Annotated in this window: 5 protein-coding genes; all 5 read right to left on the reverse strand. The window is 43.9% G+C overall.

What is annotated here, in order from left to right; all coding sequences use genetic code 11:
* A partial coding sequence (locus ACFE90_RS30705) for a type I polyketide synthase (protein WP_375506124.1) occupies positions 1-1,872 on the reverse strand: 1,872 nt, incomplete at its 3' end.
* 4 nt (positions 1,873-1,876) lie between these two features.
* Entirely contained in the window at positions 1,877-6,673 is a 4,797-nt protein-coding gene (locus tag ACFE90_RS30710) for an SDR family NAD(P)-dependent oxidoreductase (RefSeq protein WP_375506125.1), read from the reverse strand.
* Positions 6,674-6,875: 202 nt separating this feature from the next.
* A complete protein-coding gene (locus ACFE90_RS30715; RefSeq protein ID WP_375506126.1) occupies positions 6,876-8,264 on the reverse strand; it encodes a hypothetical protein in 1,389 nt (462 codons plus the stop codon).
* A gap of 41 nt (positions 8,265-8,305) precedes the next feature.
* The gene (locus tag ACFE90_RS30720; RefSeq protein WP_375506127.1) at positions 8,306-8,611 is read right to left on the reverse strand and encodes an acyl carrier protein; all 306 of its coding nucleotides are present in this window, start codon (positions 8,609-8,611) and stop codon (positions 8,306-8,308) included.
* 349 nt (positions 8,612-8,960) lie between these two features.
* Complete coding sequence (locus ACFE90_RS30725; protein ID WP_375506128.1) at positions 8,961-10,817, reverse strand: fatty acyl-AMP ligase; 1,857 nt, start codon at positions 10,815-10,817, stop codon at positions 8,961-8,963.
* Positions 10,818-10,875 lie beyond the last annotated feature (58 nt).

A 10,875-nucleotide genomic window follows, 5' to 3' on the forward strand; every position in this document is an offset into this window, starting at 1 on the left:
GAAAAGTATTTCTAGTAATGGTTGCTCTAAGTAAGGACGCAGGATTTCATCGCAATGGTCGATGGTAGCACGGAAGGTAGGTTGAGTTTCGTAGAGTTTACGCGCCATTCTTAAATACTGGGAGCTAAGATTAGTGAAAATGAAGGCTATTTTCGGAGAACCTGCTACTTTTCCTTTAAATAATCCTGCTACTTCTTGCCCAGCGCTGAAGGCGGTTAGCTTTTCATAAAGTTCGGTAGATGAAGATGCTACCACACTTAAGCGATGCTGAAAATGCGATCGCCCGCTATTGGCACTAAAGCAGATATCTCCTAAAGCTAAGTCTGGATTAGCAGCCAAGTGCTTCTCATACCGTTCGGCTAACTCGATTAAAGCTTCGTCTGTTTTAGCGGATAATGCCAGTAGGTGTAGGGGGCGCTCTATGGATTTTGGATTTTGGATTTTGGATTTTGGAACATTTTGACCAGTATCACCCAATCTAAAATCAGATGGAGCTTCTTCTAAAATCACATGAGCGTTAGTACCGCTAAAGCCAAAGGTATTCACTCCCGCCAGTCGGCGCTTTGCTCCTACAGTCCAGGGCATTCGCTCAGTCGGAACTTTTAGCCTGAATTCATCCCATTTAATGTTAGGATTAGGCTGCTGAAAATGCAGATGGGGTGGGATTTCTCCATGTTGCAAAGCCAGCACTACCTTAATTAAACTGGCGATCCCAGAAGCAGGTTCTAAGTGACCAATGTTGGTTTTTACCGAACCAATAACTAAAGGTTTGTCTTGAGGACGATTTTTACCAAACACTGCCCCCAAAGCTGCCACTTCAATCGGTTCTCCAACTGATGTTCCAGTACCCTGAACCTCTACATAGTCAATCTGGGCTGAGTCTACGCCACTATTTTCTAAAGCTTGGCGAATTGTAGCTTGCTGAGACATCCCATTAGGAGCAATCAAGCTACTACTGCGACCATTATGATTTACCGCAGAACCCCGAATCAAAGCTAAGATGTTGTCGCCGTCAGCCAAAGCATCTTTGAGACGCTTGAGGACGACAACACCACACCCTTCTCCTTTGACAAAGCCATTAGCAGCAGCATCAAAGGTTTGACAGCGGCCGTTAGGATTTAGCATCCGTGACTTAGAGAGAGCAATGCTGGTGTCTGGGACGAGATTCAAACCAACTCCGCCAGCTAGGGCTAAATTGCACTCTCCCAGGCGCAAACTTTGACAAGCTAAATGCACTGAAACCAATGAAGAAGAACAAGAAGTATCGATCGCCATACTCGGGCCTTTTAGCCCTAAAATATACGACAAGCGCCCAGCCGCTACGCTCAAGGAGTTGCCGATCGCGCTAAAAGCGTCGATTTGGGTTGAGTCTCCTACTGAGGACATTACCTTGCTGTAATCATTGAGGTAAATGCCGATAAAGACTCCTGTAGAACTGTTATACAAATGCTCTGGTGCAAGAGTTGCATTTTCTAAAGCCTCCCAACCAACCTCTAGTAAGAGCCGTTGTTGGGGATCTATACTTGCTGCTTCCCTAGCTGAAATCCCAAAAAATTCTGGGTTAAAGCCATCTACCTGGGTCAAAAAACCGCCTTTGCGGGTACACACTTTGCCAGGAGCATCAGGATCTGGATCATATAATTTTTCAATATCCCAGCGATCGGCAGGAACTTCAGTAATGGCATCAACTCCATTGCGTAACAGTTGCCAGAATGCCTCTGGATTGTCAGCACCGGGAAATCGGCAACCCATACCAATAATTGCAATTGGTTCTCGTTTGGCATACTCCAACTGGTTAACTTTGGCTTGCAGGTCTTCAATCGCTCGAAGTGCCCGCTTGATGGGTGATACATTATTTTCTTGTTCTGACATCTCTTCAGTACCTCATGCTATTTAATTTACCAAGCAGCAGTGCTTCGGCTTCGCTGTCTGATAAATCGTCTAAATATGACTCAGTTACAACTTGCTCCTTATGGTTGGTTTCTTTTGACTCCACAGCAGATTCATCAGAAATTAAAGATGCGTTAGCGAAGCTTACCGTTCGCGGAGCGTCTCCGACAGGAGAAGGTATCGCATCTTTAAGTAGATAATCGACAAGTGCTTCGATTGTGGGATAGTCAAAAACTAAAGTTGAAGGTAGAGAACAACTCAGAGTACTTTCCAAACGGTTCTTCAACTCCACCGCCATCAGAGAATCCATACCGAGATCAAGAAAACCTTGCTGCGGCTCTAATTCCGATGAATCAATCCCCAGAAGCTTAACAACTTCAGTTTGGATGTGAGCAATTAACAGAGTTTGCCGCTCATTTACAGGGGCTATCTCTAACTGTTGTAAAAATTTTGTTCGCTGCAACGATGGTTTTTTATCTATTGCAATGAAAGATTCCAGAAATGGCAAAACCACACCTTGAGGAATTTGTTGGCAGAACTTAGACCAGTTAACTGGCAATACTCCTACTTGGGCTGTATCCTTTCCTAGCAAATTTCCTAATATCTGCAATCCCTGCTCTAGTGGTATTGACTCAATTCCTTGGGCAGCTAATCTTGCTTGGTGGTGGTTTCCCAGAGTTGTAGCCATGCCAGCATCTTTCCAGAGTCCCCAGTTGATGCTCAATCCTGGCAGTCCCGACGCCCGACGATAATCGGCTAAGGCATCCATGAAAGCATTAGCGGCTGCATAATTTCCTTGACCTGGCGAACCTAATAATGCGGCAGCAGAGGAAAATGTTACAAAGAAATCCAATTGGAACTGCTGACTCAATGTGTGCAGAATCCAAGTTCCTTTCACCTTTGCTGCCATAACTTGCTCGAAGGACTTCCAGTCCTGCTGTAGGAGGATGCCATCCTGGAGCATACCAACAGCGTGGAAAATTCCTCCCAGAGGCGGCATCGAGGTCTTAATATCCTCGAATACTCTGACCATATCACTGCATTGGGCTACATTAGCTTGGGCGATCGCTACCTTAGCTCCCATGTCTTCCATCTTAGCGATCGCTTGGAGTACTTCAGCAGATGCCTTTTTGCGTCCGGTCAGCATTAAATGCCGCGCCCCCTGCTCTACCATCCACTGTGCTACTTTTAGACCTAACGCTCCCAACCCTCCAGTAATCAGATATGTGCTATCTGAGTGTAGAGACATTGATTGAGCCTCTGAAAATTCGCTACGGATCAGACGAGCCACATAACGCTGTCCTTCTCGAAAGGCGATTTGGTCTTCCCCTTGAGAATCCCAAATTTCTGCTAACAGATTTACTGCTTCATCTGTAGGAGCATCGGGAGCTAAATCTAGTAGTCCTCCCCACAACTTGGGATGCTCTAAAGCAATAACTTTACCCAATCCCCACAAAGAAGCCTGGGCTGGTGCTTGCAATGAGGAGACTGCTGGTACTGCTCCCCTGGTTACTAACCATAAACGGGGCGAGGCGAAGCGATCGGCAAGAACTTGTACTAGATGCAGGGTACTGGCACAACCAAGAACCTGAATCTTTTCTATTAAAGGGACGGTTAATTCTGAAGTCAATCCCGCTTCTAAACTCCAGAGGTGAACAACTCCTTTTAACGGTAACTTGTTAGTGCCCATTACCTCTTGGAAAAGCCGCTCAAAATCGGCTGGGTTCGATGGATTAACACTCCAAGTTTCAGGCTGTTTTACTTGATAGCTGTCTCCAGGATAAACCAGAAAACAAGTTTCACCCTGCTTTTGTAAAAGATGGGCTAGAGCTTTTCCAACACCCCAGCTGTCAGCCAAAATTATCCAGCTACCAGGTTCGTGAGCGCTGATTTGGGTCAACTGACGCGGCTTCGGCTGCCAACTAACTTCGTAAAGCCAATCTTTGTAGGATGCTGCTGTTAATTGTTGTTGATGTTGCTTGGCTAATATTTCTAACAGTTTAGGCAGTACTTTAACTTCTTCTTGAGAGAATTCTGTTGCAGTTTGTAAGTATTTGGCTAGTTGTTGAGTCTCTCCTTGATGCAAGAGATTGAAGATTTGAGTCTGGATACGATCTGGGGATAAAGACTCTATTTTTGAATGCCCATTATTAACTGCTTCAAACCAATAGCGCTGGCGTTGAAATGGATAATTTGGTAACATCACTTGACGACGGGCATAGTTTCTATCAAAGCCATTCCAGTCTATAAACGCACCACTAATGTACAATAGTGCCAAGCTGTCAAGAAGTTGTTGCCAATCTTCACGACGAGGACGCAGGCTAGGCAGCCAAACTCCCTCTCCCTCTGGTAAACAGTGACGACCCATTCCCATTAGTGTAGGCTTGGGGCCTATCTCTACAAATATCTTGTAGCCTCTCTGATACAGCGCCTCCATACTGTCTACAAATCGTACTGGCTGCCGCACATGATTGCACCAATACTCAGGAGTAGCGATTTCATCTGTAATTGGTTGACCAGTGAGATTGGAAATTAGGCTAATTTTAGGTGAAGAGTAGGTAATATTTTTGGCTATTTGCTCAAACTCACCTAGTATTGGTTCCATTAAGGGAGAGTGGAAAGCATGAGAAACTTGTAATTTTTTCGTCGTGATTCCTTCTGTCCGCAAAATGTTGGTGATTACTTCTATAACGTGGCGATCGCCAGAAATTACTATTATGTTAGGGCCATTAATGGCAGCAATCGTCACTTGGGGATAAGGTTGAATAATTGAGGTTACTAAAGCTTCCGACGCAAACACTACCACCATCTCACCATCTTGGGGCAACGCCTGCATCAGACGAGCGCGTTCGGCAATCAGCTTCAGACCATCTTCTAAACTAAATATCCCCGCGACACAAGCAGCCGCATATTCACCGACGCTATGCCCCATCACTGCATCTGGCTTGATCCCCCAGGATTCCCATAACCGAAATAGAGCATATTCCAGAGCAAACAAGGCTGGTTGAGTGTAGGCCGTTTCATCTAAAGGCGAAGATTTTCCTGGTTCAGGATAGAGAATCTCAAGTAAAGACTGGTTAAGGTATGGATGCAGAATTTGGGAGCATTTGTCAATAACTTCCCGAAAAATCGGTTGGGTATCGTAGAGTTGGCGACCCATACCGACATACTGCGATCCTTGACCGGTGAATAAAAATGCTAGCTTCGGCAACTTCTTTTTCGTTACTTGCCCACTCTTAAGACCGGAAGTATCTTCTCCAGCGCCAAAAGCACTCAATTGTTGACACATTTGTACAGCAGATTCACTAATAACAGCGAGGCGATGCTCAAAATGCGATCGCCCCGTATTGCCACTAAAGCAGACATCCGCCAACGATACTTCTGGATGAGACGCAAAGAAATCTTGATACTCTTGTGCTAGTTCCGCTAGAGCCGGAGCAGTTTTCGCCGATAGGGTCAGAATGTGTTGGGGGCGTTCAACTTCACTCGTGACTGGCGTTGGGAGCGGTGCTTCTTCTAAAATTATGTGGCAATTGGTGCCACCGAAGCTAAAAGCACTGACCCCTGCCAGGCGACTTCCAGGGGAAGACCAAGGTTGGCGCTCAACTGGAATGGCAAAGGGTGTGCCTTCCAGAGAAATATAAGGATTAAGCTGCTTGAGATGCAGATGGGGGGCGATTTCCCGTTGTTGCATTTGTAAGACCACCTTGATCAGGCCAGCCATGCCAGCAGCACCTTCCAAATGACCAATGTTGGTCTTGACTGAGCCAATCCAACACGGTTGATCTGGGGAACGACCTTCCATCAGTACAGCTTTGAGAGATTTGACCTCAATTGGATCTCCTAAAGAAGTGCCAGTGCCGTGAGCTTCCACATAGCTAATCTCTGCTGGAGCTACTCCAGCCTGTTCTAGGGCTTGGCGAATAACTGCTTGCTGGGAAGGCCCATTGGGGGCTGTCAGTCCATTACTCGTACCATCTTGGTTAACTGCCGAGCCTCTAATCAGCGCCAAAATGTTGTCTCCATCATGCACGGCATCTTCTAGACGCTTAAGTACAACTACGCCGCAACCTTCTCCTCTGCTATAACCATCAGCACTAGCGTCAAAGGTCTTACAACGACCATCAGGAGCCATCATTTGAGCTTGGGAGCAAGAGATTGCAGGCTCTGGAGCTAACATCAAGTTAACTCCTCCAGCTAGGCAGAGATTGGACTCTCCGTTTCGCAAACTCTGACAAGCTAAATGAATTGCTACTAATGACGAAGAACAAGCCGTATCTATCGCCATACTGGGGCCGCGCAGATTCAGCAAGTAGGATAGACGATTGGCGGCAATGCAAGGAGTGGTACCGGTGGCACTAAATGCACCGATCTGAGAAGAGTCTTTATAGATAATTTTGTGGTAGTCAGCGTTGGTAACACCAATGAACACCCCCGTTTGGCTACCCGTTAGAGTTTTTGGTACAAGCCCAGTATTTTCTAAAGCTTCCCAAGCTACCTCCAACACCAATCTTTGTTGGGGATCAATATGTTCTGCCTCGCGGGCAGAAATTCCAAAAAAGCTGGGATCAAACAAATCTACCTGATCTAAAAAACCGCCCGAACGGGAGTTCATTTTTCCTGGTGTAGCTGGCTTAGACTCATAAAAGGCGTCTATATCCCATCGTTCTGGTGGTACTTGGGCGATCGCATCTACTCCATTACGCAAAAGATGCCAGAAGGACTCAGGATTTTTAGCTTTGGGAAAACGGCAACCAATGCCAACAATTGCTATGGCTTCCATCAAAATATTATGCCTCTTTTTAACTAATTACTAATTCGTAGTTAAGAATTTAATTACGAATTGCGAATTAGGGATTTCCAAGAAATAAATTACCCAAATCAACCTAGAAGCCGAGAACACAGAGAACACACAGGAATAAGGAAGAGAGAGTTTTTTGGATATTTTTTTATTTGGAAGTCCCTTACGGATTGCTTTAACTGTCTTAAGCTAGAACCGATTTTTTGAACTCTTTAAAGACCGGAATATTGTTTTGAATTGCTTTGTCAATTGAAGCTCCAGCAGCCATAATCCCCATGTTACGGTTGACTGACCACTGATAGTCTAGGCGATTAAATAATCTCCGCATCAATTCCAAAAGACTTTGATGATATTTAAGCCCGGTTTGGAAACCTTCGTGTTCTTGGCAGAAGCATTTTTCCATGCAATCAAGTGCTTCTTTTGTTTCCATCTCAAATAAAGGAGACTTCAAAAGCTTATAGAAAAATAGCATCAACATCCGGTCATCGTAAACACAACGACCAGGTAAGACTCCAGAAAGTCCGCTCAAAAGGTTGCGTTGGATTTGATAGACTATCGAACCAGATATAAATTTCTCATAAGCAGTTGGCTTCGGGAAATCCTTATACATATCTCTGGCAATGGTTTGAGAAATCGTGGTATGGAAAGCCTCGTCCAATAAGTGGTAATAAGAAACAGCTGTTGGGGCCGGAATATACTCGCCTTTTTGCTCTAACTCTCGGTAATACCTGACATAAGGATATTCTTGATTCTTGAGAATCGCATTAGCCGTGTAGCGCAAGGAATAGTATTGACACGCCATAAACGGCGACATACCCCAGTGAACAGTAAAAAACCGTAACCAGTGGCGGGGTGCAATTCGTCCTGCTAGTCCATCTGCTGGTGCAGGAATCGGCTCACCTTTTTCTTCTAAATTTCTCAAATACTGAGAGTAATACTGTTTATTATCGCTCAACATTGTCTTAGCGATCGCGCTTAAGGTATTGTCTCGCTGTATTGAAAAGGGAGAACTTCCTTGAGTAGAGGTGAAATACTCCCGTACAGGTTGAGGGATCAAAAGATTAAGCCAACTATTATTGTCTTTTTCTGTTTTGCCATAAAGGGAATTACCCAATATGGTTTTGCCAACAATAGCCATTTTCGATTTGTAACCTATCTTTTGAAAGGTACGAATGTGGTAGCTTTCCTGCTCGGTTTCAAAGTCCAGTTCATCACAAAGTGTTTCATAACCACCAACGGCACGAAAAACACCAGACGTGACCATGTTGTAAATACTTGTACTGGCTTCGCTAACAGCAGTATGGTTATAATTACCAACCCAATAAAGATGGTTAAGCGCTAGCTTTTGGCTGTCAGAAGCCGCATCGTAAAGAGGAGTTCCATAAAGAAGCGAAAGGTCAGGTTTACTCCAATAATAATTGCTGTTTTTGGCGTAATTAAATTCGTTACCCAGTTCTTTAAGTTTCTCAGTGTAATCTGAGTCTTGATTATTTTTGTAAGTTTTTTCAATCCGATGGAAGTGCGTTGGCTCCTGCCCTTCTAATGGTTCGAGAGTCTTGTTTACAGTTACCATTATTTTCTCCTGAATGACACTAAATATGAAGAGAATTGAGATTATTTTTCGATTTTTAACTCTGAGACTAAATGCTTAACTAGAGCCTCAACAGTTGGGTAATCGTATAGTAGGGTTGGATCGAGTTCACATCCCAACCAGTCTTCTAAATCACCTGTCAAACCGACTGCTGCTGAAGAGTCTAATCCATAGCGGTCAAAAGGTATTGTGACTTCGATTTCGTCTGAATCGACTTCCAGTAAGTCAGCTAGATATAAGACTATCCATGCTTGAATCTCTGTTGCTGTTGGGATCTGCTTCAGTGCAACTGTAGATGTGGTATTCAATTCAAGATTCTGCATTGTCATGGTTTAACTCCTTGTCTGTGTAAATGTTTTAACAATCAAATGAAATGTGTTCAATTTTTTACTGCAACCATAGCTGTTTTAGAGATATTTACATTCCAAACCAAGCTAAAAACTCTAGAAGATAAATGATCCCAGTATCTGTAGCTATCTGTCACTACTGCAACTCAGCTATTAGAAATGCATGATAGTTTTTAATCTAACTACCTATAGATAAACCTCTAGAGAGTTTGCAGGTATTTATTTGGGATCACTTTCTTCTGCCTCTGAAAGGGTTTAACAAAACTCATTTTGTATGTCTGCTATTTAGTTGGATTGGTATGAATCTTTTCTTGGATAATTCAATTGCTGTTTATAGCTGGTTAGTAGATGTTAACTGTCTTAGAACAGAATCAACCTCTGCTTCTAGATGCTTAAACTTAGCTTTGTTCTGAGGATTCTCACTCCAATCCTCTATCACATCCAAGGTGCCAGCAAGAAATGCAGCTCGGCAAGCTTGACGGCGAATTTTGCCACTAGAGGTTTTGAGAATACTTCCAGTCTTGATGAGTACTGTAGCATATATATCCAGTCCATGCTGTGCAATCACTGCTTGTCTTACATTTCCAAGAATTTCTTGAACGTTTAACTTACGTAAGTAACTGCGCTCTACCTCCTGAACAATAACTAGTCGCTCGGAACCCTTGAAATCAATAGAAAATGCTGCTCCTGAAACAGGTTTTAGGGCTGGATGGCTCTTTTCAACAGTCAGTTCAATATCTTGTGGATAATGATTTTGCCCTCTGATAATAATTACATCTTTGAGTCTCCCTGTGATGAACAACTCGCCATCTTGTAAAAATCCTAAGTCTCCAGTGCGAAAAAATGGGATTGAGGTTGCACGATCGCTAATATCTGCATCTGCTAAATAGGCATGGAAAGCCTTCTTTGTCTCGTCAGGTTGATTCCAATAACCTTGAGCAACACTCGGGCCTGCTACCCAAATTTCTCCGACTTGTTCAGATGCACACATCGTTAAGGATTGGGGATCAACAACGATCACCTTTTGATCGGCAGGACTTTGCCCACAACCTACTATTTGTTGCGTATCTCCTTGAGCCTCATGTTGCTTGACAATTCGGTTTTGCTCTAATGCTGCTTTTTCTAGGTTGCAAGTGATTGGTAAAGCTGTTTTCTCACCTCCGCTTACTATCAGAGTGGTTTCTGCCATACCGTAGCAGGGATAAAATGCTTCTCTGCGAAAGCCACAAGATGCAAAAGTTGAAGCAAACCGTTCTAAAGTCTCAGCACGCACAGGTTCAGCACCGGTAAAAGCAACCTCCCAACTGCTGAGATCGAGAGTTGCTAACTGTTCGAGTGTCACCTTACGAATGCAAAGATCATAAGCAAAGTTTGGCCCGCCACTAGTTGTAGCTTTGTAGTGAGATATTGCTTGTAACCAACGAATTGGTTTTTGGAGAAACTCTACTGGAGACATCAGAATGCAAGGAACTCCTAAATATAGGGGTTGCAAGACATTTCCAATGAGTCCCATATCATGGAAGACAGGCAACCAACCAACAACGATAGTTTTGTTTGTATGTCCAAAGGCTTTCTCGATCATCCGCTCATTATGCAGCAGATTCCCATGACTGATCATCACCCCCTTTGGTGTCCCTGTAGAGCCAGATGTGTACTGGAGGAAAGCTAAGGTATTACCAGTCAATTCTTGCGGTTGCCATGCTTGTGCTAGATCGTTGCTTAACTCGTCGGTAGCTAGCCAATGCAATCCAGAAATTTCTAAATCCTGCTGATTAGAACTAGTTTGGAGGTTATCTAAAATAGATTTAGAAGTCAGTACAATCTTGGCTTGGGCATCTGCGGCTATTGCCTGCAACCTGGACAATTTTTGATTTCGTCTGGGTGGATATGCAGGAACAGCAATAACGCCGGCATATAAACATCCAAAGAAAGCAGCGATAAAATCTAGACCCGGTTGATATAAAAGCAAAGCACGTTCACCGCCAAGATTTAGAGCCTGGAGACTAGCTGCGATCGCTTGTGCTTGCACATGTAACTCTTCATAAGTCAACGATGCTGCTTCTGTCTCTATACTTTGTAAAAAAGTATAAGCTTTCTGTTCAGACTGATTTTTCGCTCTATAAATCAGCAATTCAACTAACGTTGAAAAATGATGCGGACTTATCACGCTGTTGGAATAAACACTCATTCAATGGGGAGCAACGCGATTTGGTGAGGTAGGATCAAAAACCAGCGATCGCTAAAAA

This window comes from uncultured Nostoc sp., assembly GCF_964245445.1.
Taxonomy (GTDB): domain Bacteria; phylum Cyanobacteriota; class Cyanobacteriia; order Cyanobacteriales; family Nostocaceae; genus Nostoc.

Bases quoted from the DNA above. Each gene is read 5' to 3' on its own strand.
- ACFE90_RS30710 (WP_375506125.1), bottom strand. From the start codon at position 6,673: ATGGAAGCCATAGCAATTGTTGGCATTGGTTGCCGTTTTCCCAAAGCT.
- ACFE90_RS30715 (WP_375506126.1), bottom strand. From the start codon at position 8,264: ATGGTAACTGTAAACAAGACTCTCGAACCATTAGAAGGGCAGGAGCCA.
- ACFE90_RS30720 (WP_375506127.1), bottom strand. From the start codon at position 8,611: ATGACAATGCAGAATCTTGAATTGAATACCACATCTACAGTTGCACTG.
- ACFE90_RS30725 (WP_375506128.1), bottom strand. From the start codon at position 10,817: ATGAGTGTTTATTCCAACAGCGTGATAAGTCCGCATCATTTTTCAACG.